Source organism: Kribbella sp. NPDC051718 (genome assembly GCF_040681515.1).
Classification (GTDB): Bacteria; Actinomycetota; Actinomycetes; order Propionibacteriales; family Kribbellaceae; genus Kribbella.
This window is the reverse complement of sequence record NZ_JBFAYZ010000001.1, coordinates 1,050,579-1,065,681: the sequence shown is the minus strand read 5'-3', so window position 1 is coordinate 1,065,681 and position 15,103 is coordinate 1,050,579. Positions and strand designations below refer to the sequence as shown.

General features: G+C 68.6%; 11 protein-coding genes. 2 read left to right on the top strand and 9 right to left on the bottom strand.

Annotation, left to right across the window (positions count from 1 at the left end; all coding sequences use genetic code 11):
- The first annotated feature begins 21 nt into the window (after positions 1 to 21).
- Positions 22 to 864, top strand: a complete 843-nt coding sequence (locus tag AB0M15_RS05180; RefSeq protein WP_363814059.1) for a helix-turn-helix transcriptional regulator — start codon at positions 22 to 24, stop codon at positions 862 to 864.
- On the opposite strand, the gene AB0M15_RS05175 is transcribed toward AB0M15_RS05180, so the two are convergent.
- From AB0M15_RS05175 to lysX, 3 genes are all read right to left on the bottom strand, one after another.
- Positions 835 to 1,704, bottom strand: a complete 870-nt coding sequence (locus AB0M15_RS05175; RefSeq protein WP_363814057.1) for an alpha/beta fold hydrolase — start codon at positions 1,702 to 1,704, stop codon at positions 835 to 837. The genes AB0M15_RS05180 and AB0M15_RS05175 overlap by 30 nt on opposite strands.
- 69 nt (positions 1,705 to 1,773) lie before the next feature.
- The gene (locus AB0M15_RS05170) at positions 1,774 to 2,736 is read right to left on the bottom strand and encodes a hypothetical protein (protein WP_363814055.1); all 963 of its coding nucleotides are present in this window, start codon (positions 2,734 to 2,736) and stop codon (positions 1,774 to 1,776) included.
- Positions 2,737 to 2,864: 128 nt separating this feature from the next.
- Positions 2,865 to 6,218 carry a bifunctional lysylphosphatidylglycerol synthetase/lysine--tRNA ligase LysX gene (lysX, locus tag AB0M15_RS05165; RefSeq protein WP_363814053.1) on the bottom strand — a complete coding sequence of 1,118 codons (3,354 nt, stop codon included), beginning with the start codon at positions 6,216 to 6,218 and terminating at the stop codon, positions 2,865 to 2,867.
- A gap of 87 nt (positions 6,219 to 6,305) precedes the next feature.
- On the opposite strand from lysX, the gene AB0M15_RS05160 reads away from it, so the two are divergent.
- A complete protein-coding gene (locus AB0M15_RS05160) occupies positions 6,306 to 7,043 on the top strand; it encodes an alpha/beta hydrolase (protein WP_363814052.1) in 738 nt (245 codons plus the stop codon).
- Here AB0M15_RS05160 and AB0M15_RS05155 read toward each other — a convergent pair.
- The 6 genes from AB0M15_RS05155 to AB0M15_RS05130 form a co-directional block, all read right to left on the bottom strand.
- Complete coding sequence (locus AB0M15_RS05155) at positions 7,040 to 8,269, bottom strand: ROK family transcriptional regulator (protein ID WP_363814050.1); 1,230 nt, start codon at positions 8,267 to 8,269, stop codon at positions 7,040 to 7,042. The two genes, AB0M15_RS05160 and AB0M15_RS05155, sit on opposite strands and share 4 nt — an antisense overlap.
- Before the next feature lie 194 nt (positions 8,270 to 8,463).
- Positions 8,464 to 11,385 carry an AAA family ATPase gene (locus AB0M15_RS05150; RefSeq protein ID WP_363814048.1) on the bottom strand — a complete coding sequence of 974 codons (2,922 nt, stop codon included), beginning with the start codon at positions 11,383 to 11,385 and terminating at the stop codon, positions 8,464 to 8,466.
- A 123-nt stretch (positions 11,386 to 11,508) separates the two neighbouring features.
- Positions 11,509 to 11,715, bottom strand: coding sequence for a hypothetical protein (locus tag AB0M15_RS05145; RefSeq protein WP_363814046.1), 207 nt, complete (start codon positions 11,713 to 11,715; stop codon positions 11,509 to 11,511).
- A gap of 15 nt (positions 11,716 to 11,730) precedes the next feature.
- Positions 11,731 to 11,928 carry a hypothetical protein gene (locus AB0M15_RS05140; RefSeq protein WP_363814044.1) on the bottom strand — a complete coding sequence of 66 codons (198 nt, stop codon included), beginning with the start codon at positions 11,926 to 11,928 and terminating at the stop codon, positions 11,731 to 11,733.
- A 29-nt stretch (positions 11,929 to 11,957) separates the two neighbouring features.
- Positions 11,958 to 12,173: a hypothetical protein gene (locus AB0M15_RS05135; protein ID WP_363814043.1), complete on the bottom strand. Its 216-nt coding sequence runs from the start codon at positions 12,171 to 12,173 to the stop codon at positions 11,958 to 11,960.
- Between the two features lie 34 nt (positions 12,174 to 12,207).
- A complete protein-coding gene (locus tag AB0M15_RS05130; protein WP_363814041.1) occupies positions 12,208 to 15,099 on the bottom strand; it encodes a type 2 lanthipeptide synthetase LanM family protein in 2,892 nt (963 codons plus the stop codon).
- Positions 15,100 to 15,103: the final 4 nt, after the last annotated feature.

The following is a 15,103-nucleotide window of genomic DNA, read 5'->3' as shown; positions in this document are numbered from 1 at the left end:
GTTGCGGGACATACTGGACGGGTGGCTGAACTCGGTAAGACGCTCCACGCCTGGCGGGATCGGGTGACTCCGGCGGAGGCGGGCCTGCCCGCGGGTGGGCGACGGCGGGCGCCTGGGCTGCGGCGTGAGGAGCTTGCGCAGCTCGCCGGGCTGTCGGTGGACTACATCCTCCGGCTCGAACAGGGCCGGTCGTCCTCACCGTCGGCTCAGGTGCTGACGGCGTTGGCCAGGGCGCTGCGGTTGAGTGATTCCGAGCGGGACCACCTGTTCGTCCTGGCCGGTCAGACGCCACCACGGCCCGGTGCGATCTCGACGTACATCCCGCCCGGCGTGCAACGGCTGATCGGCCAGCTCGAAGGCGCACCCATCTGCGTGTGCGCCGCCTCCTGGACGATGATCAGCTGGAACCCGCTGTGGTCAGCGCTGATCGGCGACCCGTCCGTGTTCCGCGGACGCGAGCGCAACATCATCTGGCGGCACTTCATGCGGTCCGGGACCGCGGGATTCGGCCGGGTGGCGCAAACCCCGGAGCAGACGGCCGCCTTCACCCGGGCGATGGTCACCGACCTCCGCGCCGCTTCCGCCCGCTACCCCAACGACGCAGACCTCCGCGCCCTGATCCACGAACTCCACACCGGCAGCCCCCGGTTCGCCGCCCTCTGGGACGACCACGTGGTCGGCTTCCACGAGTCCAACGTCAAGACGGTCAACCACCCCGAACTCGGCGAGATGGTGCTCGACTGCGACGTCCTCACTGCCCCCGGCAGCGACCTCCGCCTGGTCATCTACACGGCCGCCCCCGACACCGAAGCCGCCGAAAAACTCCGCCTGCTGTCAGTCCTCGGCCTGCAATCCCTCAGTTGAGGCTGAGACCGAGGCTGATGCCGAGGTGTTGAGGATGGTTCGGGCGACGAGGTCCGGAGCGTCGTTCATGGGGACGTGGCCGCAGCCGTAGAGGGGGATGATCCGGGCCTGCGGGATCTGGAGATGGGCCCGGGCTGCCTGGCGGGGGAGAAGGATTCGGTCGTGGGTGCCCCAGGCGATGGTGACGGGGAGGTCCGGTACGTCGCCGTCGAAGGTGACTCCGGATTTGCCTAGGCGGGCCACCCGGTCGAAGGCGGTGGCGGTGCGCAGGGCGAAGGTTTCGGCGATGACCGCCTCGGGGGAACGCTGGGCCGGGTGGTGGTAGATCATGCCGGTCATCACGCGTCGGCCGGCGGCGGTACGGGCCATCCGGCGGATGGTCGAGTCGGGGGTGCGTTGAGCTACCCGGCGCATGTTGGCGAGGACGTTGAGGGCCCAGGAGCGTTCGCGGGGAGTCCAGAAGCCGGCCGGGGACAGCGCGGTGACCGAGCGCACCGAGCCGAGTTGGCCGAGGCGCAGGGCGACCAGGCCGCCCATCGAGTTGCCGGCCACGTCGGGTTTGCCGAGGTCGAGCGCAGTACAGAAGGCTTCGACCGCGTGGGCGAAGGAGTCGACTTCGTCGGGGATGCCGGCCGGTACGTCGGGAGACTCGCCGAACCCCGGGAAGTCGAGTGCGATCACGTCACGCGACCCGGCCAGCTGCTCGATCACCGGATCCCACGCCTGCCGGTGGTGACCGATGCCGTGCAGGAGTACCAGCGGCGGACCCGCGCCCTTGCGGTCGTACGCGATCTCCACCCCGGGGACACCGGCCACGGTCACGGTCGCAGTAGCGCTCATGAACTCATGGTGACCCCGGGGTGGATCGCTGTCATCGTGACATGGCCGATGTCACATACCTGCAAACCTTCAGTACGGGTCGACCTCGCTGGACGAGGCGTTGCCGAGGACCGAGGCCTGCAGCTGGACCTCCCAGCCCTGGTTCTTGCCGAACGGCTGGTCGAACTTCTTGAAGGAGCAGTCCGAGCTGAACTGGCGCCGCTTCGGGTTCCAGTCCTTGCCGCTCTTGATGTACAGCTGGTAGCCGCCGCCGATCCGGCGGACCGTCGCGGTCTTCTTGGCCTGGACGTACATCATGATGTGCGGCTTGCCGGGCGCCTTGCCGGTGGGGACGATCGAGACGGCCACGTCGCTGGACGATCCGTTCTTGACCCGCAGTGCGCCGGACCCGCCGTTACCGCTGCGGACGATGACGTCACCGTTCGACGGGCGGTTGTCGGTCGGCTCGGGGCCGAGGTCCGGCAGCGTCCGGCCGACGATCAGCCCGATGGTCCGCAGCTGGACCACCGCCGGAGACAGCGTCGCGGTGAGCTGGCGCTGCAGTGCCTGCGAGACGTACGCGAGTCCGCCGCAGCCGATGTCGCTGGTGTCGCCGTTCCGCATCGCGGTGGCCGCATTCCTCAAGCGCAGCTGAAGTACGCGGTTCGCCGGGATCGCGCGGGCCGGTGGCTTGATCGATCCGAGCTTGAGCGACTCGGCGTTCAGTGCCTGGGTCAGGTTCTCCAGCGCGGTGTCCAGGCTGTCCTCGGTCTTGACCCGTCCCAGCGCGCTGATCTCGCTGTCCAGCCGCTTGTCGAGCTCGAGCAGGACGCCTTGGTACTGCGCCTGCGTCAACGGCCCCGCGGGCTTCGGCGGCACCGTCGGCGTCGGGGCGGAAGTGGGCGCCGAGGTCGGCGCGGTCGTTGGATCGGTCGACGACGCACTGGTCGTCGGTTCGACGCTCGACAACGTCTTGCCGTCGTCGGAATCGCCACAGCCCGCCACCAGCGCCAGCATCGCGATGCCGACGGAAATGGACAGAGTTCTGCGCATGAAATGCCCCCAGGTCCTCGATGTTCCCCTTGTCAGCAAACCCTATGTGGCAAAGGGATTCCCCGCGACCCCGAGGCCAGAACCTGTCAGACGTATCTGCGTCAGGATCGGTTCCGCCGATGGGGAAACTAGCTTCGAGGTGCCGGCCGGACGAACGGGAAGGCGAGGGTGGCGCGGATGTTCTGGCCGGTCAGCATCATCATCACCCGGTCGACGCCGATGCCGAGCCCGCCGGTCGGCGGCATCGCGTACTCGAGCGCGCTGAGGAAGTCCTCGTCCAGCGACATCGCCTCGGGGTCGCCCGACGCCGCCTTGAGTGACTGCTCGGTGAGCCGCCGCCGTTGCTCGACGGGGTCGACGAGTTCGGAGTACGCCGTACCGATCTCCGCGCCGAAGGCGACCAGGTCCCAGCGCTCGGCCAGTCGTGGGTCGTTGCGATGGGTGCGGGTCAGCGGTGACGTCTCGAGCGGGAAGTCGGTGTAGAAGGTCGGCAGCGTCGTCGCCGGCTCGACCAGTTCGTCGTACAGCTCGAGCACGAGTTCGCCCGCGGTCAGGTCGAATGCGGCATGCACACCGTGCTCGTCGCACAGCTCACGCAAACGCTCGATGGACGTGCCGGAGTCGATCGGTACGCCGGTGGCGCGGCCGACCGCGTCGTGCACGGTGATCACCGGCCACTCGCCCGAGATGTCGAGCTCGCCGTCGGGGCGCTTCACGATCGGCTTGCCGTGGACGGCCGTCGCGGCCTCGATCAGCAGCTCCCGGGTGAGCTCGCGCATCACGTTGTAGTCGGCGTACGGCTGGTACGCCTCGACCGAGGTGAACTCCGGGTTGTGCGTCGCGTCCGCGCCCTCGTTGCGGAAGTTGCGGTTCAGCTCGAAGACCTTGCCCATCCCGCCGACGCTGAGCCGCTTGAGGAACAGCTCCGGCGCGATCCGCAGGAACAGGTCGGTGTCGTAGGCGTTGATGTGGGTGACGAACGGCCGCGCGTTGGCGCCACCGTGCACCGCCTGCAGCATCGGCGTCTCGACCTCGATGAAGCCGCGCGTCTCGAACCCGTTCCGCAACGCCCGGACCGCCGTACTGCGATGCTGCATCATCTGCAGCGAGTCGGGGTTCATCACCAGGTCGAGGTGCCGTTGCCGCACCCGCGCCTCCGGGTCGGTGAAGCCCTTTCGCTTGTCCGGCAGGGGATGCAGGCACTTGGCCGCCATCACCCACTCGGTCGCGGCGACCGACAACTCGCCCCGGCGGCTGGTGACGACCTCGCCGGTGACGCTGACGTGGTCGCCGATGTCGACCAGGCGCCGCCAGTTGTCGACGGACTCGTCACCGGTCGCGCCGGCCGACAGCATCACCTGCAGGCTGGACAGACCGTCCTGCAGCAAGGCGAAGGAGAGCGCGCCGTGGTTGCGCATCCGCATCACCCGGCCGGTGACCGAGACCTCGTGGCCGGTGTGGTGATCGGGTGGCAGGTTCTGGTGGAGGGCGCGGATCCGTTCCAGGGTCTCGGTTCGCGGCACCGTGACCGGATACGGGTCGATGCCCTTGGCAACGAGTTCGGCGAGCTTGGCGCGCCGGATCTGCTCCTGCTCGGTGAGCTTGCGGTCAGGCATGACCGGCCGCAGCAGCTCTTGCTCCTGCGTCCGGACGGCCGCGGCGAACTGGCCACCGTCGGCAGCCATGATCGCGTGCCGCTCGGCGGTCTCCGCGCTGTCGACGCGGGTCCAGGGGCGAGGGGCCGGGAGGAAGCCTTCCGCAGTACCGGCGGCCAGCAGTACTTGGGCCAGCGAGGCGCCACGGGAGTAGCAGATCAGCCGGGGGGACCAGCGCGGCAGGTACTTCTCGTTGGACTGGTACAAACTCTCCAGCTGCCAGAATCGCGACGCGGCGGTCAGCAGCGCGTTGGTGAGCCGCAGCACCGGACCGGCGCCGACGCGCTCGGCGTCGCTGAAGATCTCCCGGAACATCGCGAAGTTCAGCGAGATGTGGTGTACGCCGAGATCGCCACACGCCTCGACCAGCGCGTTGACCATGAACTCCATCAGGCCGTTCACGGACTCGGGATCGCGCCGCATCAGGTCGAGCGACACCCCGCGAACACCCCACGGAGCGAACGAGAGCAGACCGCGTACCGAGCCGTTGGAGTCGCGCGCGATGACCATCACGCACCGGGCGTCGGCGGGGTCGCCGAGCCGGCCGAGAGCCATCGAGAAGCCCCGCTCGGTCTGCGCGCCCCGCCACTTCTCGGCGAGCTTCACGTACTCCGCGAGTGCCTCGGGCGAGAGGTCACCATGGCGCAGCACCTCGGCGTGGTACCCGGCTCGCTGCGCCCGGGTGACCGCCTGCCGCACCGGGCGCATGGTCCGGCCCTCGAGGGTGAAGTCGGCGACGTCGATGATCGCCTCGTCGCCCATCGCGAGGGCACGCAGGCCGGCGTCGACGTACGCGTGCGCGGCCTCCTCGCTGGCGGACAGGACGGCCGGGGACCAGCCGTAGTTCTGCGCCTCGGCCAGCCAGCGCTGGATCGCGCCGGGCCAGGCCGCTGGATCACCGATCGGGTCGCCGCTGGCGAGACTGACGCCGTTGACCACCCGGTACGCGATCGCCGCCTGGTTGTCGGGCGCGAAGACGACGGCCTTGTCGCGCCGGGTGGCGAAGTAGCCGAGCGAGTCGCGTTCGCCGTACTCGAGCAGCAGCCGGCGGACCTGGAGCTCCTCGGCCTGGCTGAGGTAGCGGACCCGCTGCACCGATCGGAGGAAGATCGCGAAGGCGACGACCAGCGAGGCCGCGGAGATGGCGCCGACGGTCAGACCGACCCAGCCATGGCCCTCGTGCCCGGCGCCCATCTTGCTGCGGCTCTGGCCGAGTGCGGCGATCACCGCCCAGCCGATCTTCTCCTTCTGGCCTGTCAGCGTCCGGGGGAAGGCCTGGGTCAGCATGATGCTGACCGTGACCGAGATCAGCAGGCCACCGATCAGGGCGCCGACCGCGAGCCGGCGGGTACCGGGCGCGAGCCGGGCCGGGAACGAGGCGCGGATCTTCCACAGCAGCAGCACCAGCGCCGCCACGACGATGACCCGGGCGATGGCCAGCTCGAGATCCTGCGGCTTGGCCTCGCCGAACTCCTGGATCAGGTCCTGGTCCCGCGGGTTGGCGAGCCGGACGCTGGCCAGGCCGACCGCGGCCATCGAGGTCAGCAACCAGAGTGCCTCGAAGACCCAGAGCACCCAGAGCAGCGCGGCCCGCTTGCCGCGCAGCAGCGCACTGCCGACGACGGCGAGGTAGACGGCCGAGAAGAACGTGTGCCCGGCGGGGATACCGAAGAAGTCGAAGGCCTGGTCGACGCGCTTCACATAGGCCGGTGCGAACAGGTGCAACGGGATCGCCAGGAACGACCAGATCGACGCGAACACGACGACCCGCCCGACCCAGACGGCCGCACGCTGTTGCCACTTCGGGATGACCTGTTCCGATGACACCCAGCGATCATCCCATCCCACGGTCATCACTTTGGTCTCGTCTGCGACTCTTTCGATTATGGCGACGCCTGGGGCAGGCTTTCTCCGATGACCAGCAACTGGATGATGGTGCCGGGACTGGCCGAAGCTCCCGAGGAGTTCGGCGAAGTCCTCGCCTTGCTGTCCGGCCACGACGTCCAGGTGCTGGACCCGTGGCTGACGCCGATCACGGCGCCGGTGTCGGAGTTGCGCCGGGGCCTGACGCTCCCGGTCGGGTTGCTCGGCCACTCGATCGGTGGGCTCGCGGTACTGCGGTGGGCGCTCACGCATCCCGGCGAGGTCGAGCGGCTGGTGCTGATCGACTCGAGCCTCACGTCGGAGACCGGATGGCGGTGGCTTTACCCAGGGACGGTGGGGGACCGCGTGGTGAGGGCGGTGTTGCGTGGGGTGGGGCGGTTCGGCGTACCGCAACTGATCGGGACTACTGCGCGTCGGTTGCTCATCCGGGTCGGCAGCATGCGGAACAACGACCTGCTGTCCAGGACGACTGCCAGACGTCGGTACGGCGCTGCCGGCTCGTGGTTGCTGTTCTGGGACGAGTTGACCGGCAGCTGGGAGCTCGCGGCCGAGGTTGCCCGGCTACTGGAGTCTCCACCGGCCGTGCTGCCGCCCACGGTCGTACTGGTGGCGACCGGCGGCAGCTCCCGCTTCACCGCCAATGGCTGGCTGGCCGGGCAACGAGCACTGGCTGCCAGGCTGAACGCCACTGTCGAAGTACTGCCCGACTCCGCACACCTGGTCCACCTGGACCGCCCTGACGCCATCGCCAAGGCTGTGACTGGCTAGGCGGGAGTGGTGAGAGCAGGGGTCGGGAGCTTGCGCTGCCAGACCTCGTCGAGGGCCATCCGCATCGCGCCGGTGACCACTGCGTCCTCGGCCAGGGCGGAGAGCTCCAGCTTGGGGTGGTTGAGGGTGAGCAGGCGGAGCTGGTCGGAGATGGCGTCGAGGAGGACTGCGCCGGCCCGGGCGACACCGCCACCGATGACTACGGCAGTGGGGTCCAGGACCAGTACTGCGGGCGCCAGTGCGCGGGCGAAGTCGCGGGCGACCTGCTGGACGACTGCCTGGGCAACCGGGTCGCGCTCAGCCGCTGCGGCGAACACGTCTGCCGTGTCGAGCTGGTCGCGGCCGAGCTCGGCGAGGCGGGAGTCCGGGTTGGCGAGCGCAGCCTGACGGCCGAGCTCGGCGATGGCCTCGGAGCCGACAGCACGCTCCAACGGGCCGCGGCTGTCCTCGGGGTTGATCACGTCGTCCGGAGCGGTGGCGATGAAGCCGATCTCACCGGCCGCGCCCGTACCGCGGTGGAGCCGGCCGTCGATCACGATGCCGGCACCGAGCCGCTCACCCCACTGGACGGCCAGGAGAGTGCCCGTACCGCCGCGGGCCGCGGCGATGGCCAGGGCGGCCAGGTTGGCGTCGTTGTCGAGCATGACCGGGCAGTCGAGCAGGCTGCGGACGTGCTTGGTCAGGTCGATCGCGGACCAGCCCGGTACGGACGGGACCAGCTGGACCCGGCCGGTGTGCTCGTCCACGATGCCGGGGCTGGCGGCGACGGCTGCGGCGATGTCTTCGGCGGGGACCTCTGCCTCGGCCAGTGCCTCGGTGATCACCTCGCTGATGACGCCGAGCAGCTCCTGAGCCGTCCAGCCTGGGCCGGAGCGGCGTACCAGGGAGAGCTTGCGGCCGGCCAGGTCGGAGACCCCGACGGTGACGCGGTGCGGGCCGACGTCCAGCCCGAGCACCGGCGCCGCGCGCCCGCGCAGGGAGACCCTGATGGCCGGGCGGCCCAGCGAGCGGTCCGCGGAATCAGGCCCGTGCTGCTGCAGCCAGCCGGCGTCCAGCAGCTCGTCGACGGCCTGGGCCACCGTCGGCCTGGCCAGTCCGGTGCGTTCGACCAGTTCGGCGACCCGCAGCGGTGCCGGTGCCGAGCGGCGGACCGCGTCCAGCACAGCAGCGACGTTGATCCGCCGCAGCATCGTCGTACCGCCGCCGCCGACCGTTCCCTTGCTCATGTCCGACCCCTTGCCTGCCACTCGCCCATCCTATATATAAAGCGAGCGTTCATAAATTATCCGGCCAGTTGCGCGCGTGCCGCCGGAGTTCCAGGGCGGGCGGTCGCCCGGAATTTCCGTGAGTCGACAACTATCACCCGAACGCCCTCCGGACGCCCAGCACACGCACGGGGCCCGGGATCAGTCCTGCAACTTCAGTCTTGCAGCACCGTCCGCGCAAAGCTGCTCAACGCCTCCCGATCCGGCTGCTGAGTCTTCGTCATCAAGCTCGCGACATGCTTCTCCACCGTCCGCGGCGAGATGTGCAACCGGGACGCGATCGACTTGTTCCCGATCCGATCCACCAGCAACTGCACCACTTCGTACTCCCGCGTGGTGATCCCCAACTGCCGAAGATGAGCCGGCACCTGATCAGACCCGGTACGCCGCTGCGACACCGTCGCCCCCAGCTGCCGCAACATACTCCGGCAAGCACTGGCCACCGCCGGCACCTCGGCGTTGTGAAAGTAGTCCTCAGCCTGCCGCAACCAAACCACCGGCTCCCCCCAGCCGTCCGCGGCCGCCGGCTCCGCGATCAACCGCAACCCGAGATGCCGCGCCATCGGGTAGATCTCTGAGGATTCCAGTGCGGCGGCTACCGCCTCGGCCGCTTCGGCCGTCCGTTCGCTCCGCCCGAGCAACACCGCGTGCGCCAGCTGTACGAACTGCCGGTTCCACCGCATCTTGCTCCCGGCGGTTGCCGAAACAGCCTCGAAGTGCGGCCACCCGTTCCGGCCCGCGAGCACACCGAGCAGCAACCCGAGCCCGTTCTTGCCCGCCATGTGAAACGTGGTCGGATTCTGCGCGTCGTAGGCCAGCGCCTGGGCCATTTCCGACTCGGCCAGCTCCCGGTTCTCCTCGAGCAGGGCGCAGAAGGTCCGCGCCAGTCCGTAGGACAACGGCAGCTCGTGCGAGGCCCGCTCACCCCAGGTGGCCAGCTCACCGAGCGTGGTCTCCATCTCCGCGCGCTTGCCCTGATGTGCGGCCAGTACGGCCATCGTGACCAGCTCGTAAGGTGCTCCCCGGCTGAGCTTGAGCCGTTGGGTCACCTCCAGACACGCCGCGATCATCTCCTCGGCTTTCGCGTACTCGGATCGCAGGATCGCCTGTAGGCCAAGGGCTCCGTCGATCTCGTAGGCCGTCGGGATCGCGCCGATCTGGAGTGCCTGAAGCCGGGCGTGGTCGAGCTCGGAGACATCGCCTTCGGCCAGACAGATCGTGCCGGCCTGGTACAAGTGCGACATCACTCGCTGCAGAGCGAGGTTGTTCTCGGTGGCGACTTGGCGGGCTCGGCGGAAGTAGCTGACCGATTGCTCCAGATCGTGCTGGCGCGCCAGCATGCCGAGCTGTTGCCAGGCGTCCACGGCGACGCTCGGAAGGTTGGCGCGTTCGGCGGCGGCGGCCGCGCGGGTGGCGAACTCGGCCGCCGACTTCAGTCTTCCGGGGCTGGTCTTCGCCAACTCCAGATGAGCTGCCATGGCGTCCACCGGAGCCAGATCGACGTCAGCCGCATTTTCTCCGAGCATGGATCGGGCAATCGCCACGTGCGTGGACGCGGACGACCAGCGGCCCGCCAGATTCTCCAGGCCGGCCAGCCGCACGTACAGAGCTGCCACCAGGCGATGGTCGAGATTCTGGTTCTCGAGCTTCTCGATCACGGCGGCATCGGCGGCAGGGTGATCGAACTGCCCGTTCTCGCCGGCGGCGAGTAGCAGCGAACTGAGAACCTCGGACCGGTAGACCAGGTCGGAATCGCCGGCGAGCAAGGTGTGGGCGCGATCCAGGAGATGTACGGCAGACGCCATCGAACCCTCGTCGAACGCGCGCCGCCCTGCCTGGGCGAACAACCGACCGGCCTGTACGGGGTCACCGCCACTCTGAGTGAGCTCGGCCGCCATCGGGCACCACTCGCCGGGCAGCTCGGGATGAAGTTGCTCGATCGCGTTCGCGCACCGGATCGCGAACGCCGACCGCTCGGTCGGTGTCAGGCCTGCCAGCAACGCATCCGCGGTCAACGGGTGCCGAAACGCATACCAGTCAGGTACCGGTTCGTCAGGTCCGACCAGTTGGGCGGCCAGACCCGCCCGCAGTGTTGCCAGCAGCAACCGCTCGTCGACGCCACCGGCCTGCCGGACCACACTGAGCGGAAAGCGATGGCCGATCACTGCCGCGAGGAGAAGGAGTTCCCGAGACTGGGAGCTGAGCCGGCTGGTTCGGCTGTTGATACTGCGGATCACGGCAGGTGGAACAACGGTCTGCAGACCTTCTACCACTCGGACCGTCCCGTTGGCGTCCGCGAGCAGTTGCCCGGTCCGGTCCGCCTCCTGAAGCAACTCCTCCACGATGAAAGGGATTCCGGCGCTGTCCTGCCAGAGGCGCTCGGCCAGCTCGTCGGGCACACCGTCGGCGCTGACCTCGAGGCACCCCGCGGCGAGTTCGCGGACCTCTTGGCGGTCGAGCGGCTGTAGTTCGACCACCTGGGCGGTGCCGCGCTGGTCCGCCAGCCGGGCCAGGTCGAGCCCGGAGCCTTGTTCCGCGCGCAAAGTGCACAGCAGGACGACCGACTGGTCCTCCAGGTTGTCGAGCAGGTACTCGATCACCGCGAGCGTCTCCGGGTCGGAGTCGTGCAGATCCTCCATCACCAGAAGAACGCCCCGGTCTGCGGCGATCAGTCCGAGCAACCGCAGAATCGCTTCGCCGAGGACCACGGCGGAGAGCCCTGCCTCGTGTGAATCGCCGTCGTCCCACTCCGGAATCAGCCGCCCCAGGACCTGGCGGTAGGGACCGAGGGGCCCCGGGTCGGGCATCTCACCGCGCCTGATCAAGGACAGAAATGCTTCGGTGAAGGGTCTGAAGGCAACCATCGTGCCCATCGCCCCCACCCGGCCACGCAGTGTCGCCAGTCCGCGACCGAAAGCCATGGTGGTACAGACCGCGCCGAGCCGGCTCTTGCCGATGCCGGGCTCACCAAGAAGGAAGATCGCACTGCCTCGACCATCACGAGCGTCGGTGATCAGCCGGTCGAGTCGCGCGATCTCCCTGTCTCTGCCGACCAACTTGGGCGCATGGGTCTGCATGCCTGCAAACTCTAGCGATGGTCTGCTGACGGCGCAGCGAGTTCGGCCGGGTTGCCGCTGGTTTGAAATGCAGCTCAAACGATCGCTTGCGCTTCACCCCAGCGGCACCGGCCTAGGTCGTGGTCACTGGCGGCTGACCGTGGTTGTCTGGCAGGTGTCGCCGAGATCGATGATCGCCGCCGACAGCACGCTGGCGGCTCCGACCAGGACGAGGGCCCTGGCGCCTATCCAGCTTCGTTTGGGCAGCTCGACCGGACCGATGGGGTCGCTGCCCTGCTCGTCCGAGCGAGTGCCGTCATTCTCATCGAGAGGGCTTCCGTGAGCGGTCATGGTGGTTTCCCGTTCCTAGTTGCTGACTGTCGTTGTGACGGGCACGCACTCGGTGAATGTGGCCAGCCCGGTGGACAGGACACTGGCGGCGCCGACGAGTACGAGAGCCCTGAAGCCGATCCGGCTCCGCTCGGGCATGGTGATCCGGCCGATCGGGTCCGTTCGGTCGTCACCCGCAGGGGTCTTGCCTGAGTCGTTCTGTTCGGAGGTCATGATGCTGTTCTTCGCGGTGGGATCCGGGGTCAGTGCGGAGCACTGACTGACGTTGTCACGTTCACGTAGTCGACGTACACAGCCAGTCCGATGGACAGCACGGAGGCGGCGCCGACGAGTGCGAAAGCCCTGGAGCCGATCCGGCTCCGCTCGGGCAGGGTGATCGGACCGAGCGGATCGGTCCCGAGCTGGCCGGCTTCGGCCGCTCTCGGTTCTTGCTGGTCGGGCGAGTTCTGGGCGGTCATGCGGTTTCCCCTGTCGAATGGTTGCGGTCGGCGATCAGCACTGTGATGGGTGCCGTGCGCCGGTATTCGGGTCGAGCAGCAGGACGGATGGGACACGTCCGGCGAAGCCGAGACGAAGGAGCCCGTAGCCGATGCCCGCCAAGCCGGTCAGAAGGCCGGGCGAGGGCACCCCCCTCGGCGTACCGCATCGCGGTCCGTACTGCTGCACTGCGGCGAGCGCCAGCCCGGCCCGGCGTCGCCGGACAACCTCAATGGCTGGATCGTCGCGTTCGGCCAGCCACAGAAGTGGCTCGACCGCGCCGAGCTCGCCATGACACAGACTCATGTCGGCGAGCACCGGACGATTTGCGGCGGACTCGAGGTAGGCCTCGAGGTCCGCGGGTACACCGGCGCTGAACCGGGTGAGGGCGGTGCCGGCGTCGCCGGAACACCAGCCGGAGTTGGGCGATCCGGACGCCCGATCCAGATCCGCGGCGACTGCCGCCGCGGCAAGGTACTTGTCACCCGGTACGCCGTACTGGCTGAGGGCCCACGCGATGCCCTGATAGCCGCGGGCGAAACCGCTGTCGGGTTCGGGGCGCTCCCTGCGTACGCCGAGCTCCACTTCCGCGACCAGTTCGTCGGCGTACCGCGCTGTCAGCTTGGTCGCGAGTGGGTGGTCCGGAATCGCTCGCAGGGCAGCGAGTGCGCCGGCCGCACCCTCGACAAACCCAGGAAACGCTTCGTGGTCGGGGCCGAGCCCGGCGGTGATCTCCAGCGAAGTGGAGAGCCAATCGCCGAGGTCCGGGTCGTCGAGCAAGGTCTTCAACCGGTTGATGCCGTAGCTGATACCGCCCATGCCGCAGAAGCCCGGCCCGACGAGTTGGGCCGTCTGCCTCGAAGACGCCAGCATGTCCAGCAGTTGCGGCAGCGGGCGAATCGCGTCCCGGGCGAGCTCGGAGTACTTGTCGGCGCCGGTGAGGGCGCCGATCTGTGCCAGGAAGAGCGCCACCCCGGTGTAACCGTGGGAGAGGCCCGCTCCCATCGGCATCACTCGCCAGTGATGATCGTCCAGCAGCTCGAGACCGAGCCAGTTCGCCCGGCCGTCCTGGCCGTCCTCGACCCGAGCCATGATCTCGTCGGCGATGTCGGTGGCGGCCGCGAGTAGCTGCTCGGGATCGGCCTCCGCAGGCTCCAGTTCTGTGCGAGTCGTACTGCAGACATGCGCGATACGCTCGGGCCGGGTGGCCAAAGTGGCCGAGATCAGCCACTGCTGGCGATGCTGGTCGACCTCGCTCAAGATGGCGATCTTGGCCTCGACCGCGTCGATTCCCGTGTGTGCCAGGAACTTCGGCACCAAGGTGCCATCGGATGCCCACACGTCCAGGCTGTTCGGTCGCGCGGTGTACAGCGGAATGTCGCCCGCCCAGAGGTCTGCCAGTTCGGTCGGTACCAGACGATGCAGAGTCGGGTCCGCGTCCCAGAGGAGGTCGAGCAGTTCACTGCGGCCGGCGGCGTCGCGCAGGGCGTTCGGATGAGTTGACTCGTCGAGCAGGGACGCGTAGGTCTGGGTCGCCCGAGGTACGTAGCGGATCTCGTCCTCGGCGCAGGCGGTGATCAGGCCGCCGGGGCCTACCAGTTCGTCGCGGTGCCAGGCGATCGCCTCATACGCGGCCTGGAATCCTGCTAGCAAAGCGACTTCGTGCTCGCGCGGCTCGAGTACCGCACCGCCGAGGCTTGGGCGGTTCCGGCTTCCGATGGTTCTGGCCGGGCGCCGGACCATGTGCATGGTGTCCAGGCCGGCGTCGTTCCAGTCGATCACACTGATCGGCGACACCTCGTCGGAATCGCCCCCGAGACCCGAGATGTCCACGACGCCGTGCTCACCCGACATCAGCAACGGCAGCAGCGCCGTCCGGTAGACCGAGTTCCGCAAAGCCGTGTGGGCGGGGTCCTGACCGGGCAGACCGGCCAGGTTCTGGGTCGGATGGAACAGGGTCTCCAGGTCCACCAGGACCGGCTGATCGCCGTGGGCGATGAGGTTCTCGTAGTGCATGTCGGTGCCGTCTAAGACGTACAGCAAGGCGAGTAGGGCGCCTTGCCGGTGGTAGAAGCGGCGTACGTCGGTGAGGTCCTGGCACGGTGTGTGCTCGATGTACTCGAGCCACCCGTATCCCGCGCGGCTCAGTACGTGAACCGTCTGGATACCTAGACCGGTCTTGTCGTTCAACCACCGCACCAGGTCGTTGAAGTGGTCGTGAAGGTCGAGCGGCCGGGGCTTGTAGATCAGGTGGTGGCCGTTGGCGAAGGTGAGGGTGGCTGTGGAGCGGCCGCCCCGGTGGGGGTCGCCGCTGGCCTCGATGCGGACCAAGGGGCCGGGATCGATGCCGTGCAGGAGGGTGCTGATGAGTTGCTCGCGGTCCTCGGCGAGGCGGGCCAGCAGTTCGAGGTGACCCTCGACCGACTGTCGGCACGCCTCGCCCAGGACCCGGGCCAGCACCGGGTATGCGGCCAGGAACTCCGCCAGCTCGCTCCCTCCGACGAGCCGGTGGGTGAAGTCGAGAAATCGTTCGGCCGGGGTGTCGCCGACCAGTTCGCCGCGGCTGCGGGCCCGGGAGAGCTCCAGTACCAAGGTCCGGGACGCCAGGCGTACCAGGCGGAGGCCGAGTCGCTGGATGAACTGCTCGGCTACCGCGCCTTCGTGGCCGGCTGCGGTAAGGTCCTGCCTGGCAGTGGCCAGGAGTGGCTCGAGGCACCGGACCAGATCTTGCTGCCAGTCACTGCCTGGCATCGATGCCGCAGTGCGACTCTGCAAGGCCGTACTACGCTCCACGTACTCCGCCCAGGCGGGGATCGGCAGACCCTGCTCATGCGGGCCCATCCCGGCAGACCACCAAGCAGGCGAATGGTCGGCCCGGGGCGACCCGGTGGTTGCGGAATTGAGCACGAGC

Excerpts from the sequence above, each read along its gene's own strand:
- AB0M15_RS05135 (WP_363814043.1), bottom strand. The coding sequence starts at position 12,173 with ATGACCGCCCAGAACTCGCCCGACCAGCAAGAACCGAGAGCGGCCGAA.
- AB0M15_RS05140 (WP_363814044.1), bottom strand. The coding sequence starts at position 11,928 with ATGACCTCCGAACAGAACGACTCAGGCAAGACCCCTGCGGGTGACGAC.
- AB0M15_RS05160 (WP_363814052.1), top strand. The coding sequence starts at position 6,306 with ATGACCAGCAACTGGATGATGGTGCCGGGACTGGCCGAAGCTCCCGAG.
- AB0M15_RS05145 (WP_363814046.1), bottom strand. The coding sequence starts at position 11,715 with ATGACCGCTCACGGAAGCCCTCTCGATGAGAATGACGGCACTCGCTCG.
- AB0M15_RS05175 (WP_363814057.1), bottom strand. The coding sequence starts at position 1,704 with ATGAGCGCTACTGCGACCGTGACCGTGGCCGGTGTCCCCGGGGTGGAG.
- AB0M15_RS05170 (WP_363814055.1), bottom strand. The coding sequence starts at position 2,736 with ATGCGCAGAACTCTGTCCATTTCCGTCGGCATCGCGATGCTGGCGCTG.
- AB0M15_RS05155 (WP_363814050.1), bottom strand. The coding sequence starts at position 8,269 with ATGAGCAAGGGAACGGTCGGCGGCGGCGGTACGACGATGCTGCGGCGG.
- AB0M15_RS05150 (WP_363814048.1), bottom strand. The coding sequence starts at position 11,385 with ATGCAGACCCATGCGCCCAAGTTGGTCGGCAGAGACAGGGAGATCGCG.